We start from the raw sequence: 13,386 nt of genomic DNA, 5'->3' as shown, positions 1-13,386 counted from the left end.
GGTGGGGTGGCGCCGCAGTCCTGTGCTCCTGACCGCTGACCATGAGGAGAACCCCCCGGCATGACCACCGTTGCCGCGTACGCTGCCCCCGCCGCCAAGGCCCGCCTGGAGCGCACCACCATCGAGCGCCGTGAGGTCGGTGAGTTCGACGTCCTGATTGACATCAAGTTCGTCGGTATCTGTCACACGGACATCCACCAGGTGCGCGAGGGGTGGGGCGAGGCGATCTTCCCTATGGTGCCGGGCCACGAGATCGCGGGTGTCGTCTCCGAAGTGGGTTCCGGGGTCACCAGGTTCGCTGTCGGCGACCGGGTGGGTGTCGGATGCCTGGTCGACTCCTGCCGTGAGTGCGACAACTGCAAAGCGGGCCTGGAGCAGCATTGCGCCCAGGGCATGGTCGGCACGTACAACGCGCTCGGCAAGGACGGCGAGCCCACTCACGGCGGCTACTCGGAGAAGATCGTCGTGGACGAGAAGTACACTCTCCGCATCCCCGATGGCCTCTCCCTCGACGTGGCCGCGCCGCTGCTCTGCGCCGGCGTGACCGTGTATTCCCCGCTCAAGCGCTGGAACGCGGGCCCGGGCAAGAAGGTCGCGATCCTCGGCATGGGCGGTCTCGGCCACATGGGTGTCAAGGTCGCGCACAGGCTGGGTGCCGAGGTGACCGTCCTGTCGCAGTCCCTGCGCAAGCAGGAGGACGGCCTGATGCTGGGCGCCGATCAGTACTACGCCACCAGCGATCCGGAGACCTTCGGGAAGCTGAGCGGCTCCTTCGACCTGATCCTGTCGACCGTGTCCGCCCCTTTGGACCTGGATGCCTACCTGTCGCTGTTGAAGACGGGCGGCGTCTTCGTGAACGTGGGTGTGCCCGAGGAACCCGTCCGGCTCAACCTTTTCTCGGTGGTCGGCGGCGGCAAGACCCTCGCGGGCTCCTTCATCGGCGGTATCCACGAAACCCAGGAAATGCTGGACTTCTGCGCCGCGCACGGTTTTGGCGCCGAGATCGAGCTGATCAATGCCTCCGAGATCAACGACGCGTACGAGAGGGTGCTGGCGAGCGACGTCCGCTACCGCTTCGTGATCGACGCCTCCACCATCTGAGGTACTGCGCTCCTTTTCCTGTCCGTTGGGGCTGATGACGGGCCGGTGGAGGTTCCCCGCTGGGCTATTCGGCCCTTCGGCTGCCGGTCCTCCGCCAACCGCATCGCACTGCGGTGCGTCAGCCGGTGCGGGGGACCTGGCTTCATCAGTCTGGCGGGGACCCGATGCACAGACGTCTCACGCCGTGGGCCGAGGTCTACGTGCGCCCGTCTGTCCGCGGCGGCAGCGAGAGGCCTGCGGCAGGGTGATCTTCAATCCAGGACAGGCCTCCGATGTCCAGGCGGTGGCGGGTGCGGGTGACGGCGACATAGGCGAGGCGGGCCTCGCCGTCGTCGATCGGGCCGGGAATGGCGCGGCCGGTGGCGTCCGACTGGTCGCTGTCCTTGGGCGGGGCGAAGTCGTCGGCGATTTTCACCCGCGCCCATTCGCGGCCTTTGGCCTTGTGTGCGGTCGAGACGGTGACTTCGGCCTGCTGTTCGGGGACGAGTTGGGCAACGGCGGACAGGATGGCGTCGGTGCCGTGGCTGTCGACGAGGTCGACCAGCGGCTGCAGATCGCGGCCGGCCGGGTCGTGGACTGCGTAGTCCTGCAGGTCTCCCCAGGAGGGGAACAGGACCAGCTCGGGGTGGGAGGTGCGGCGGCCTTCCTTGAGGTCGTGGGCGGCCAGGGCCAGCGCGCGCAGGCTGTCTCCTCCTCCGACCAGGGCAACTCGGTAGCCGGTGTCGAGCAGTTTCATGACCTGGGCCATGGCGCCGACGTTGGTGCGGCACAGCATGGCATCGGGCCTGGTGAGCGGGCCGAGTTCGGTGGGTACGGTGGTGGTGCCGGTGAGGCGGATGGGGGCGTCGGCGAGGTGCAGCCAGCGGTTGGCTTCCGCGGCGAGGTCTGGGCCGAAGCGGAAGGACTGGGACAGGGTCAGCTGGGTGCCGTCGAAGGCGGTCATGACGTCCTTGGCGCCGCGCCAGTGGTAGATGGCCTGGGCGGAGTCGCCGACCATGACGAGTTGGGCGTGCTCCCGCTGGGCGAGGAAAACCTGCTCGACGACGGGGTTGGTGTCCTGGGCCTCGTCGAGCAGCAGGAAGTCGGTGTGGATGCGGGGCTGGGTGAGTGCCCAGATCTTGAGGTAGTGGTCGTGGTCGAAGCGGACGGCGCCGTCGTCGGGGTGTTGCAGGTCGGCCCAGGCCTTGTGGGCGAACGGCAGGATGTGAGCGGCGAGTTCGCTGTGGAGGTCTTTGTCTTCCAGCCCGCGCAGACGGGCCACATGGTGGCGGGTGATGGCCTCATCGGCGGTGTGGCAGAAGCGGGTCACGGTGCGCAGGACCGCGTTGGACAGGGCGCGTGGGGAGACGTCGCGGTCGCCGATGCGGACGGCTTTGGTCAGGCCGAGGGCCTGTCCGGTCTGCCAGGCCGGACGACGAGGTGCGTTCAGGCGGCGGGTGTAGCGATGGCCGATGGCGGCGTAGGCCAGGGCGTGGGCGGTCTTGCACTGCACGGTGGTCGGGAAGCGGGCGCGCGCGTCCTGGGCGATGGCCCGGTTGTAGGCGAGGTAGCGGCCGCGGCGCTTAGAGCTGTGGGCGAGCAGCGTCAGGGTGGTGGTCTTGCCGGTGCCGGCTCCGGCCTGCAGGGCCAGGTGTTGGCCGGCGTGGAAGGCATCGGCTGCGGCCCTCTGTTCGTCGGTGGGGTTCAGCACGGTGCCTCTCCGGGGGTGTGGGTCAGGGCGTGCCCGACGGCGGACAGCAGGTAGGCGGGGGTGGTGTGGGCCAGCAGCTGGCGTACCGCCCGGTCGAGGCGGTCGGTCTCCTGGTCGGCGTGCTCGGCCAGGGCCCGGTGCAGGGCCAGTTCCACGAAGCGTTCCGGGGTCTGCTGGGTGCGGCGGGCAGCGGCCTCGAGGGCAGCGTGCGTGGCGGGTGGGAAGGCGACATTGAGCAGCACTTTGTGGTCTGCGTCCGGGTAATGCGTGGTGATCACGTCGATCGGCAGGCGTGCGCCGAGCCGGTGGCGCAGTCGGCGGGCCGCCCGGTGGGGGGTCTTGGCAGGTACGAGGGCCATCAGACGGGTGGCGTCGTGGTTGGCGGCGAGCGGCAGCACGCGGGCGGCGCGGAGCAGGGCCGCCGGGGTCAGGGGCCGGGTGAGCACGATTTCCAGGGCGTGATGCGGCATCGTCACCTCCTGCCGTGTCGGCGGGCCGGGGGGTGGGGCAGGCAGGTGTGGATGTGCGCCGCGTGCAGGAGGGGGTCGAAGGGCTGCCATCCGGTCAGGGCGAGGTCGGCGACGCCGCGGGTGGCGGCGTGTGCGGGGCAGTGTTGGGTGCGCCAGCGCAGTTGTTCGCCGTAGGGGAGGTGGCCTAGGTCGTAGACGGCCATCAGGGTGTTGGGCAGGGCGAGTTGGCCTCGCTGGGGGTCGGTGGGCAGCAGCCTCCAGGTCCCGGCAGGGCCGGTGGGGGCAAGGACCGGATTCGTGCAGCGGTGGCGGTGGCGGGTCTGAGCCACGCAGCGCAGGCGCTGGACGGGGCGCTCGGCAAGGTAACGGCACAGCAGCATCTGCACGACGGGGTGGTCAGGTGCGTCGGTGTCGGCGCCGGGTGCGCTGCCGCTGGTGGGCAGGGCGGGGGTGAAGGCGCCGGTGTCGATCAGACGGCGGGTGCAGACGGCGAGTTGGCGGCGGACCGTCTCGAGGCAGGGGTGGGGCCGGCAGGTGGGCGTGCGGCGCGGGCAGAGCACGGCGTGCGGGATGCGGCACCAGGCGCTGCCGTCGCCGTGCGGGTGGGCGATGCCGCCGCTCAGGTGCCAGCGGCACGATTCGGGAACCTGGGTAGCGGTCAGTTCGGCGGGGTGCAGGGCGATGGGCCGCTGGTCGGTACGCGGGTAGAGGTCGATGCGGTTGCCGCAGCGGCGGCAACGGCTGTGCTGGCCGGCGCGCAGCAGGCGGCTGGGGCTGGTGGCGGTCACCCGCAGCGGGCGGGGGCGTCGGGTGACGCTGGGGCTGCCGTCCCAGTGGCGGCCGGCAGGGGTGGGCGTGAGGCACATGGCAGGGACCGTGCCAGGGGACGCGCAGGCGTGAGCAACGTGTTGGGAAGTATGTCCCCCGGCCAGCCCAACGAGCTCGCACGCATGAACGCTGTCGCGAATGGTTGTTCTACGCCTGATTGCCCGATCGGGTGATTCGTGACTGGTGCACGCCGGGACGGAGCGAGGATTCAGGAGCCGGCCGTGCCGGGCGGAGTGTGGTCGTCGCACAGGGCGCCCAGGAAGTGCTCGATGGGCACGTCGAAGGTGTGGGCGAGGGTGTGCCACGTGGTGACACTGCCGGTGGTGTGGCCGTGTTCGAGGTCGATGAGGGTGCGCCGGGCCAGACCGCTGCGGTCGGCGAGTTGGTCGAAGGTCCAGCCGCGTTCGGCCCTCAGGCGCGCGAGCACGACGCGCAGTGCAGTGAGGTCGGGGTCGGGGTCGGGCGGCAAGATCGTCACCCGACCATCCGACGGTGCAGACCCCTGCCCCGTCAGTGCGGGTTTCTGCACTTTCGCCAGGGCGGGAGAAGGGCGAAATCCGAAGTGCGGGAATCTGCACTACGGTGCGTGCGTCTCGGGGGCCTGCCACGGTGAACCCCGCCATGACGCGGACAGACGGGAGAACGACAGCCCATGAGGCTCGGTGGCGCGCACACCGCAGTGCGGCGCATCTGGACAGTGGAACTGCGTCCGCAAGCGGGCGGCCCCCTGCTTGTCTGCCCCTCCTGCACCGCCCACACCTCTCCCCTCAAGGCATCCTCCGCACGATCCGTCGCCCTGGCACATCTGGCCTGCCACGCCCGTGCCGACGTGTTGCCGGCATATCTGCGCAGCTGTCAGTGCCGGGCGCAGGGCTGCGCGTGGCATCCCCGCCGCCGCGGGTGCGCCGGTCCGGTGCTGCTCGCCCTCACCGGCGACCGCGGCGGCCGCACCTGGCGGCTGGCCGACACCTGCGCGGCCTGTGCGGCGGCGACCAGCCATACCGCCGTGGTGCCGGACACCCTGCTCAGCTCCCCCCGGCCGCAGCCAGCGGCTCCTCCACGGTCTGCTGCGCGCACCGGACTGGGTACGGAGTTCGACGAGCGGGTGCGCGTGCGGGAGATGCTCACCTACCTCGGCGCCGCGCTGCCCCGGTTCACCTCCCCCGCCGCCCGGCTGCTGGGGCTGCAGTGCGCCCTGCGCGCCGACACCCGCGGGCACGTGCGGCTGCCGGCGGGCCTGCTGCGCGGCATGCGCCTGCGCGGGCACCGGGAGTTGTGGCAGGAACTGGCCCACGCCGGCTGGCTGGAGCCGCCGGATGTGAGGTCGCCGCTCATGCAGGTGCGGCTGCTCGATGCCGCGGTCCTGGACCAGGCACTGGGTCGCTGCGCCCGCCGCCGCGCCGCCCACTGGGCGCTGCACCCCGCCCCGTTGGCCCTGCCTCCCGCGCCGCCTGCCCTGCGGCTGACCGTCCTGGTAGTGGCCGCGCACATGTGCGCCAATGCCGCACACAGCGCCGACATGGACGTTCTCGCTCGCCTGTGCGGGCACTCACCGCAGCAGACCGGAGAGCTTCTCGACCGGCTGGTTGCCACCTGCACACTGAGAGCCTGGCAGCACAACCGGGAGACCGACGAGGTGTCCTGGCAACTGCCCCAACCCCGTGCACGAGCCCGCCCAGCAGTACCGTCCCGCAGATGCCAGGCGCCACTGCCTTGAGGCCGGCCTCGGGCCGAGAAAGGTCGCCTGAGAGGGAACAACCGGCTCCGCCGGTCCGTACCATCACTACGCCAAGGCACGTTGTTGCAGCGGTGGCATCCGTTCTGCGGCACCGTCGGCACTGGCCGCCAGGAACGCTGCCCGGTCAGGAACGGCCCACAGACGCCACCCTCACGGCCGCACACGAGGAAAGGTCAAGCACCATGTCCGAGAGCACGACCAGCACTACCGAACTGACATCGCAGTACATCGCCCGGGTGACCGACGACCTCGAACACAATCTCAAGGAACAGGAACGCGTCGGTGCGGAAATCACGGCCCTGCAAGAGCAGTTGACCGCCCTGCAGCAGGACCACACCGTGCTGGTGAACGTGCAGCAGGCGCTCGGCATCACCAAAGCACCAGCCGAGTCGGCAGTCACGCCCGAGAGCACCGCAGTGCCCTCCCCCCGGCAGAACCCCAGCGCCGAACCGAGCGGCAGGCGGAGGGCGAGGAAGGCCACCGCCGCGCAGGCAAGCCCGGCGGCCAGAAAGCCAGCCGCCAAGAAGCCCGCCGCCAAGACCGCACCTGCTGCCAAGACAACCCAGCCCACCCTGGTAGAACTCATCCGCCGCCACCTCACCGAGCAGAGCGAACCGCGCTCCGCCGCGGAAATCTCCGCCACGCTCGACCAGGCCCATCCCGAACGCGGCATCAAGACCAAGGTCGTACGCGTCACCCTCGAAGGACTCGTGGCCAAGAGCCAGGCTCAGCGCACCAAGCAGGGCTCCTCCGTCTTCTACACCGCGCCCGACGCGCCGGAGCCGGCAGTTGCGCCCCAGGCCGAGGAGAAGCCCGAAGGCACCGACAGCTGAAGCTGTGCCAGGCCCTCCAGCGTGACGCACACTTTTCAAGGCTCTCTGCCACTCGGCTCGTCGAGAACGGCTCAGAGCATCCCTGCTCGCCTGCGAGAACCCGTGCGCAGGCGCCCAACTGAGCCAGCGAGGCGATCAGGGGGAGGCAATGTTCCAGCAGCTCACGGACTTCGGCACAGACGCCGGCCACCTACGGCCGAGCCTGACCTTCGGCAGTGAGCAGGAGCAGAGGCTCACCCGGTGGAAGCGCCCCCGGAAAAACCGCCTGCAGGGTCGCGGCGACGCCAGGGCCCACGCGCTCCGCGTGGTGCTCGCCCGGTACGGGGAGGAACTCCCCTGAGCCGGCCAGCGGGGACGTACCCGGCCGTCTGCCACGCACAGTTGATCGAGCACTCAGGCGCAGATGCCGGGGCGCGCGGAAGGAACACCGCCCTGTCAGTAGTCGACGTCGAGGTAGTCGATGTCGGTGAAGTCGACCAGCAGGCCGTGCGCGCGCCGTCCGCGGTCCTTGAAGTAGATCTCCTGGAGCCCTTCGGCCACGATGTCCTGGAGCTGTTGCTCGGCGGCTCCGGCGGCATGTGCGTCGAAGAGCCGTGCGGCGTAAGCAGGCGGCAGGCCCTGGGTGATGGGCCGCAGACGCGGGTCGTCGGTGGTGCCCGGGGCGGCGGTGAATCCGAAGCGTGCCCGGGTGTCGATGACGATGCCGCCGGTCGTGGCGGCCTGTTTTTTTGCCCTCTCGCGCACGCGGGGCTGCCACCGCTTGCGGACCTCGTCGGCGAGCCGGTCCGCGAGGTCGCGGCGGGGCTGCTTGAGCTGTCCGGTGAGGTAGCGCTCGACGGTGCGCTGGGTGACGCCGAGCAGGTCTGCTGCGGCCTTGGTGCCCTTGGTCTGCTTGACCAGGTATTGCATCTGCTTCTGGGCCGACTTCGGCAGGGGGCGGGTGAAGTGTGCGGCGTCGGCCTTGTCGAGGCTGTCGGTGAGGATGCCCATCGGTGCCTACTCCCCCTCGTCCTGGCCGGAGACGGTGCCGGTCTTGATGTGCCGGGCGATGTTCACGTCCGGGCCGTGCTCCTCGAGCAGGCCCTCGGCCCACAGCACGCTCTGGGTGCCCTCGTGTTTGACCATCCCGGGTGAGACGCCGAGTCGGAAGCCTCCGGGCAGCGGCTTGCCGTCCTGGTAGGGAAGGAAGTCGAGGGGGCTGGGGCCGTCGGAGGCGTAGACGGCGCAGTCGGAGAGGATCGCGACCGGGTACAGGCCGGCGTGGTGGGCGAGCTTGAGCATCTTGCGGTGCATGTTGGTGCGGGCGCTGGCGATGACGGCGGCGCGGATGTCGGGGCGCCAGGTCGGGCGGGCGAGGGCGGGCCAGGGCTCGCCCGGCCGCCAGCCGCCGCTGCGGGCCCGCTCGCGCAGTTTGCCGATACCGCCCTTGACGGTGGCCTTGATGGCGCTGAGCACTGCGGCAAGGACGGGATCGGTGTGCTGGTGGGTGGCCATCGCGGCGAGGAACTGTTCCTCGGGCATGCCCGGGGTGATGCCGAGATCGGCCATGGTGGCGATGTAGGCGTCGCGCAGCCGGGTGTACCAGGCGTCCAGGTAGGGGCCGTGCTCGTAGCGCAGGTAGGCCTCGATAGGGGTGACCGGGTAGCCGAGTTCGACGGCGTAGGCGACGGTGGGGGTCGCGTACCAGGCCGGGCCCTGGGGCGGCTCGCCGTGCGGGGTGAATGGGCTGGGCAGTCGCTCGTCGAGACGGATGTGGGAGAGGTCGACCAGCCAGGAGCCGGGCAGTTTCGCGTCGAAGACCGGGCGGTGGACGTGGACGGGGGCGGACAGGCCGACGGTCAGCCTGTTGGCGGCCGCGGCGAAGGCCATGTTGACGTCGATGCCGACGACGTTGGGCTTCATGCATTCCTCGTCGGTCAGCGGCCTCGCCCACTGGTAGGCCTCTTCGTCCAGCACCTGGTCGGGGGTGCGCTGGTGGAAGCGGGGATACAGGGCGGCGACGGCCGGATGCCCGTCGGGGGCCTCGGGCGGGGCGCACTCCACCGGTTCACTCAGTGAGCCGGGCATCGGGCCGGACACCCACTTGCCGGTGGCGGGGTCCTTCACCGCGCGGGTGGGCGGGCGCAGTGCGGTCATCAGTTCCAGTCCGGTGACGGCGGTGGAGCCGCACGGGGTGAGCACGCGGCTGGCGTAGGTACCCAGCAGGCGGGCGAGTTCGGCCGGCGGCAGCTGGTCGGCCGTGCCCCACGATCGGGTGTCGAGGGCACCCCAGGGGACGACGGCGAACTGCACGCACTGGCGGCGCGCGCCGTCGGCCGTGCGGTAGACCCGCGCCCACGGGCCGAAGCCCCGCTTCGTCAGCTTCCACCAAGACGTGGTGAGTTGCTTGATTGCCGGGTGGTCGTCGGGCAGGCGCAGGCCACGCCGGTCCTCCAACACGGTCGGCAGACCAAGGCGTTGAACGGCAGAGGTGGTCAGCACGATCAGCGGGTCAGTGTCCTTGCCCGAGCGGTGCAGGCGCGCAGCACCCAGCTTCGCCTCGCCCAGCGCCCAGTCGACGAGTGCCGGAAGGTCGGTCAGCGGGCAGTCGAGCACCAGGCCGTCCGCGCAGTAGGCCGCGCCGTCGCCGTCCACGACGGCGAGCGGTCCGTGGGCGAAGCGCGCGTCCGCTGCAGGCGTGGCCGCTGTCTTCCTGGCCACCGGCGGGCGCGCGCTCACCGCCCGGACCGGGGTCGCCGGGCTTGCCGCGGGCAGGACGGGCGATGTGGGCGCATGCGGCTGCGAGATGGCGGATGGGCGGGTACGAGGTTCTAGCACCGAGTCGGAGGGCGGCTGGGGAGCGGGGAAGCGGTCAGCGAGGCCGTCGAGGAGACGGATGTAGGCGGCCCGCGCGGGAGGGCGCGGGTCGGTACGGCCTGCCTCCCAGCCGGTCACCGTCTCGCGTCGCACATCCAGCGCCTTCGCGACCTGGTCCTGGCTCAGGCCTGCGGCCTCGCGCAGCCGTTTGCGTTCGGCGGGGGCCGGCAGGGCATCGGGGGCCGCCGCCTGTTCCAGCAGGGCATCGACCGATGCGAAGAGCCCGTTCTGCTCATCAGACACGAGAGTCACCTCCACCCCCCAACCCTACATGGAACACACATCGGATCGCACGCCAAACACACATTGACTGTGTGGAGTTGGGGGACGGCGCACCGACGTCCGGACACTTCGTGGCTTCCTCTCGACGAAGCCTGAGCAGTCATCGGCGAGGTTTCATCGCCATGGCCAGTGGCGGGCGAAGCTCTCCTGTCATGACCGGCACGCCCCCGTCGCGGGCGCGGCACGGTCGCTGCCGCCAGCCTTTCGGACCACGCTGCAGCCGCGATCATCGCCACAGCATCGGCGGCACGCCCGGCGGTTCCGCTGCGGCTGCGGACTCTTTACCGGTGGCAGTGGCCGCCATCGGCGGGACCGGCACCAGTCCCAGTCCGGGACCTGCCGAAGCAGACGGTGGGCGGTGCGCTCGCTGACGTAGAGGGTGGCCGGGACAGCCCGCGCGACGTTCTCCTTCCTCGCCCGGGCCATCTCCTGCACGCGCATCGCCGTCCTCAGCCACTCGACGCGCTGGGCGCCTTCCGGGCCACCAACGTCCTACGGCCCGGGGTTGGTCCATCGCGACGCCAGCCCGGCATAGCGGGAAGCCCTCTCGTCTTGCGAGGGGAGGCATCCCCACGGGGTGTGCCGCAGGCCTGGTCCCCGGCGGAGTGCAGGACGATGGTGGGATGGACGAACAGAGCGCGGTGGCACCGGTGCAGATCCCTGCCCGCGCCCATGCGGTGGGGCCGGGCTGGCAGGAGCTCCTGATCCGCCTGCACCACCAGTTGTGCACGCTTGACCCCGGTTATGTGCTCACCGGCCTCAAGGAGAAGCTCGGCGGGTTGCGGGTTCAGGTGGAGGCAGAGGGGGCCGACCGTTCCTCGCTGCGTGACGCGGTGGCTGCGGCAGAGGCGGAGTCGGTGCGTACCTGCGAGTTCTGCGGCGCACCCGGCGGCGTCCGTACCCGCAACGATGTGCCGGGAGGCTGGCGCATGACCGTGTGCGACACCTGCCACGGTGCGTGGTCCGCCCACGACCTCATGATCATTCATGGTGCTGTGCGTGATCGACGCGGATGAAGCGGGCGTAGCCACCCATACGTTACCGCGCCCCCAACGGGTGCCCGGTTTGCCTGGGGGGCGACTGGTTTATGCCAGCGTTCGCGTCCATCGCATGTCGAGTGCTTCGAGAGCGTCGAGCTGTTCGCGGGTCAGACGGTAGGGCCGCAGACGTTTGTCAGAGATCCATTCCCCGAGGCGGAAGGAGCTGCCGCGGTCCCAGACGACCTGGTCGTAGGGGACGTTGAGGTGCTGATGAGCGCGCCAGTAGGCGTGGGCGTGGCGCAGGCCATGGGCGAAGGCGCGTTCGCTCTGGCTACGAGGCGGACGCAGCAGCAGGGCGAGCGGGTGGTGGAGCGGCAGGGCACCGAGGAGGTTGTGCTGAGCGGAGCTGAGGCTGGGCAGGACTTGGAGTTGCTTGTCGAGCCAATGCTCCAGCGGTCGGTCGTCGCTGTCGGGGGCGAGGTCGGGAAATGTCAGTTCGCCGCGGCGGGCGGCTGCGAGAGCGCGTGCGTAGATGCGCCGCCAGTGGCCGTGCTTGTCCCAGCCGGCGTTCCACCAGGGGTTGATCTCGGTGAGGGCCCGCTGGTAGCAGTAGGGCAGTTGCCCCCGGCGGGCCTTGTTGCGGCATGTGTTGATCCAGCGGCCGAAGTCCATGCCCCGGAAGCGTTCCCCCGGGACGGGCGCGAGGTGGCCGTGCTGGGCGTGGTAGGCGCGGGCGATGTCCAGCCGGTGCTCGATGCTGGTGCGGGGGTGTTCCCAGATCATGCCCAGCGCGTCGAGGGCTTCGATGCGTTCGGGTTTGAGGCTGTGGTTCATGCGCAGGGAGCGCTGGTTGCCCAGCCACCAGCCGAGATAGAAGCGGTCGGGGCCGCAGTAGCTGCTGGGGACCTTCAGGTGGCCGTGTTGTTCGCGGTAGCGCCGTGCGCTTTCGAGGCCGAGTTCCCAGATGCTGTTGTGGGGGTCTTCGGCGTACAGGCTGAGCAGGGGGATGAGTTCGTCGGCGCGTTCGGGGCGCGCCACCGGGTGCAGGGGGTCGGTGGGCTTTGGGTGGCGGAGGTAGAAGACGCGGTGGAAGACATGCTCGTCGTAGAGCTTGAGGGCGGACAGGACCTGTTGCAGCAGGTAGAAGCGGGTGCCTTTCGCGGCGTCGGCGAGGTCCTGGCCGGGGGCCTTGTAGACGGGGATGATGATGTGGGCGACTTTGGTCTGGCCGGGCAGCGGGCGCAGGGCCCGGCCGACGGCCTGGACGATCTGGTAGGTGCTGGTCTTGGGGCTGGTGAACAGGACGGAGTCGATGGCGGGGACGTCGACGCCTTCGGCGAAGATCATGCAGTTGGTCAGGACGGCCCGCAGTGGCTTTTTGTCGCTGGAGGTCAGGGATGCTTCTTTGAAGGCGCTGACCTGGGTGAGCCTCTCGTAGCGGCTCTGTTCGCAGTTGACGGTGCCGACCTGGAGCGGGCCCTGCATCCGCTTGGGCATCAGGGCAGCTGTCTCGGGGAGGGTCTCGGCGAAGACCTCGGCGGCTTTGATCCGAGGGGAGAAGACCAGGACGCGTCGTAGGTCGTAGTCGTGCATGGCGCGCAGCAGGGCGACCTCAGCGGCCGCCATGCGTAGGCCTTCGGAGTCGGCGGCGAGCATCGGATTGCGGTTGAGGATGGCGCGCAGGTCGGCGTCTTCCACCTCGATGGCGACGATGCGGTAGTCGGCCAGCAGCCCCTGGTCGATGGCGTCGGCCAGGGAGAGGCGGAAGACGACCGGCCCGTAGAGGTTCAGGTCGTCCATCGACGCGACTTCGATGTTGACTGGGAGGTCCTGGCCCGGGCTGGACTCGAAGTTGCGGGGGGTTGCGGTGACGAAGAGCCGGTGGTGGGCGAAGATCTGCTGGCTGTTCAGCAGCAGCGCCCAGGGTTTGGCGAGGTTGCCGGCCGTGCGGTGGGCCTCGTCGCAGACGAGCACGTCCCAGGGCGGCATGTGGAACAGCCGGTGGGCGTCGGCGATCTTTCGCAGCGAGTGGTAGGTCGCGAAGACGCTGACCGGGCCGTCGGCCTGGGAGATCTCTGCGGCGAGTGCGGCGGGGGTGGTGACGGCGGTCAGGATGCCGCGCAGAGCCGGGTCCTTGGGCAGGTCCGGATCTCCGCTGAGGGCGAGGTATCGGCCGGGGCGGCCTTCTTTGTGCCACTCGCGTGCGGTCTGCTCGAGCAGTTCCAGCGTGGGCACGACGTTCACGGAGGTGCCTGTGGGCGCCATGTGGTGCACAACGTTGAGGGCGATGAAGGTCTTGCCGCTGCCGCACGGGGAGTCGATGCGGCAGCGGGGCGCGCCGAGGAGGAACTCGGTGACGCAGTTGTCGACCGCCTGCTGCTGGAACGGGCGCAGTGGGGTGCGCAACCGGAGTAACTCGGCCATAGCCGTGCTCCTTTCGGGTTTTTGAGGCAGTCAGGACTCCCTTCGAGGGTGGAAGGGGGGCCTGCCGTCCTGCAGTGCGCAGACGCCCGCACTTCACTCGAACGGGTGACTGGGACTTGCGGCCGTGCGCGGTCGGGACTGTGATGCGGAGGTTTCGTTGCACGCAGGGTCCGACCGGGCGGCA

Annotated in this window: 12 protein-coding genes; 5 read left to right on the top strand and 7 right to left on the bottom strand. The window is 70.1% G+C overall.

The genetic code is table 11. The features are described 5' to 3' along the window. Window positions 1-60: 60 nt before the first annotated feature. A complete protein-coding gene (locus AQJ58_RS36375) occupies window positions 61-1,101 on the top strand; it encodes an NAD(P)-dependent alcohol dehydrogenase (RefSeq protein WP_067258277.1) in 1,041 nt (346 codons plus the stop codon). Window positions 1,102-1,297: 196 nt separating this feature from the next. On the opposite strand, the gene AQJ58_RS36370 is transcribed toward AQJ58_RS36375, so the two are convergent. The 4 genes from AQJ58_RS36370 to AQJ58_RS36355 form a co-directional block, all read right to left on the bottom strand. Further along, window positions 1,298-2,788: a UvrD-helicase domain-containing protein gene (locus AQJ58_RS36370; RefSeq protein WP_067258504.1), complete on the bottom strand. Its 1,491-nt coding sequence runs from the start codon at window positions 2,786-2,788 to the stop codon at window positions 1,298-1,300. Then, window positions 2,785-3,261 (bottom strand): hypothetical protein, encoded by a 477-nt coding sequence (locus AQJ58_RS36365; protein WP_199844768.1) that lies wholly within the window; start codon window positions 3,259-3,261, stop codon window positions 2,785-2,787. The genes AQJ58_RS36370 and AQJ58_RS36365 overlap by 4 nt, the downstream gene beginning before the upstream one ends. Before the next feature lie 2 nt (window positions 3,262-3,263). Next, a complete protein-coding gene (locus AQJ58_RS36360) occupies window positions 3,264-4,127 on the bottom strand; it encodes a DUF6083 domain-containing protein (protein ID WP_067258272.1) in 864 nt (287 codons plus the stop codon). Between the two features lie 170 nt (window positions 4,128-4,297). Continuing rightward, window positions 4,298-4,567, bottom strand: coding sequence for a helix-turn-helix transcriptional regulator (locus AQJ58_RS36355; RefSeq protein WP_067258270.1), 270 nt, complete (start codon window positions 4,565-4,567; stop codon window positions 4,298-4,300). A 435-nt stretch (window positions 4,568-5,002) separates the two neighbouring features. On the opposite strand from AQJ58_RS36355, the gene AQJ58_RS36350 reads away from it, so the two are divergent. From AQJ58_RS36350 to AQJ58_RS36340, 3 genes are all read left to right on the top strand, one after another. Next, window positions 5,003-5,806 (top strand): hypothetical protein, encoded by an 804-nt coding sequence (locus AQJ58_RS36350; RefSeq protein WP_234360415.1) that lies wholly within the window; start codon window positions 5,003-5,005, stop codon window positions 5,804-5,806. A 203-nt stretch (window positions 5,807-6,009) separates the two neighbouring features. Continuing rightward, window positions 6,010-6,660, top strand: a complete 651-nt coding sequence (locus tag AQJ58_RS36345; RefSeq protein ID WP_062032349.1) for a hypothetical protein — start codon at window positions 6,010-6,012, stop codon at window positions 6,658-6,660. A 148-nt stretch (window positions 6,661-6,808) separates the two neighbouring features. Then, the gene (locus tag AQJ58_RS36340; RefSeq protein ID WP_062032346.1) at window positions 6,809-7,000 is read left to right on the top strand and encodes a hypothetical protein; all 192 of its coding nucleotides are present in this window, start codon (window positions 6,809-6,811) and stop codon (window positions 6,998-7,000) included. A gap of 95 nt (window positions 7,001-7,095) precedes the next feature. Here AQJ58_RS36340 and tpg read toward each other — a convergent pair whose 3' ends face one another. Next, window positions 7,096-7,650, bottom strand: a complete 555-nt coding sequence (gene tpg, locus AQJ58_RS36335; RefSeq protein WP_067258266.1) for a telomere-protecting terminal protein Tpg — start codon at window positions 7,648-7,650, stop codon at window positions 7,096-7,098. 6 nt (window positions 7,651-7,656) lie between these two features. Continuing rightward, complete coding sequence (gene tap / locus AQJ58_RS36330) at window positions 7,657-9,759, bottom strand: telomere-associated protein Tap (protein WP_067258265.1); 2,103 nt, start codon at window positions 9,757-9,759, stop codon at window positions 7,657-7,659. Between the two features lie 662 nt (window positions 9,760-10,421). Here tap and AQJ58_RS36325 point away from each other — a divergent pair. Next, the gene (locus AQJ58_RS36325; protein ID WP_067258262.1) at window positions 10,422-10,814 is read left to right on the top strand and encodes a hypothetical protein; all 393 of its coding nucleotides are present in this window, start codon (window positions 10,422-10,424) and stop codon (window positions 10,812-10,814) included. A 69-nt stretch (window positions 10,815-10,883) separates the two neighbouring features. Here the strand turns inward: AQJ58_RS36325 and AQJ58_RS36320 are convergent, their stop codons facing one another. Then, window positions 10,884-13,202, bottom strand: coding sequence for a DEAD/DEAH box helicase (locus tag AQJ58_RS36320; RefSeq protein ID WP_067258260.1), 2,319 nt, complete (start codon window positions 13,200-13,202; stop codon window positions 10,884-10,886). Window positions 13,203-13,386: the final 184 nt, after the last annotated feature.

The sequence above is a fragment of the Streptomyces sp. DSM 15324 genome, assembly GCF_001514285.1.
Classification (GTDB): Bacteria; Actinomycetota; Actinomycetes; order Streptomycetales; family Streptomycetaceae; genus Streptomyces.
This window is presented reverse-complemented; position numbering and strand designations above follow the sequence as displayed.

Bases quoted from the DNA above. Each gene is read 5' to 3' on its own strand.
- AQJ58_RS36375 (WP_067258277.1), top strand. From the start codon at position 61: ATGACCACCGTTGCCGCGTACGCTGCCCCCGCCGCCAAGGCCCGCCTG.
- AQJ58_RS36365 (WP_199844768.1), bottom strand. From the start codon at position 3,261: ATGCCGCATCACGCCCTGGAAATCGTGCTCACCCGGCCCCTGACCCCG.
- AQJ58_RS36360 (WP_067258272.1), bottom strand. From the start codon at position 4,127: ATGTGCCTCACGCCCACCCCTGCCGGCCGCCACTGGGACGGCAGCCCC.
- AQJ58_RS36345 (WP_062032349.1), top strand. From the start codon at position 6,010: ATGTCCGAGAGCACGACCAGCACTACCGAACTGACATCGCAGTACATC.
- AQJ58_RS36340 (WP_062032346.1), top strand. From the start codon at position 6,809: ATGTTCCAGCAGCTCACGGACTTCGGCACAGACGCCGGCCACCTACGG.
- tpg (WP_067258266.1), bottom strand. From the start codon at position 7,650: ATGGGCATCCTCACCGACAGCCTCGACAAGGCCGACGCCGCACACTTC.
- AQJ58_RS36325 (WP_067258262.1), top strand. From the start codon at position 10,422: ATGGACGAACAGAGCGCGGTGGCACCGGTGCAGATCCCTGCCCGCGCC.
- AQJ58_RS36320 (WP_067258260.1), bottom strand. From the start codon at position 13,202: ATGGCCGAGTTACTCCGGTTGCGCACCCCACTGCGCCCGTTCCAGCAG.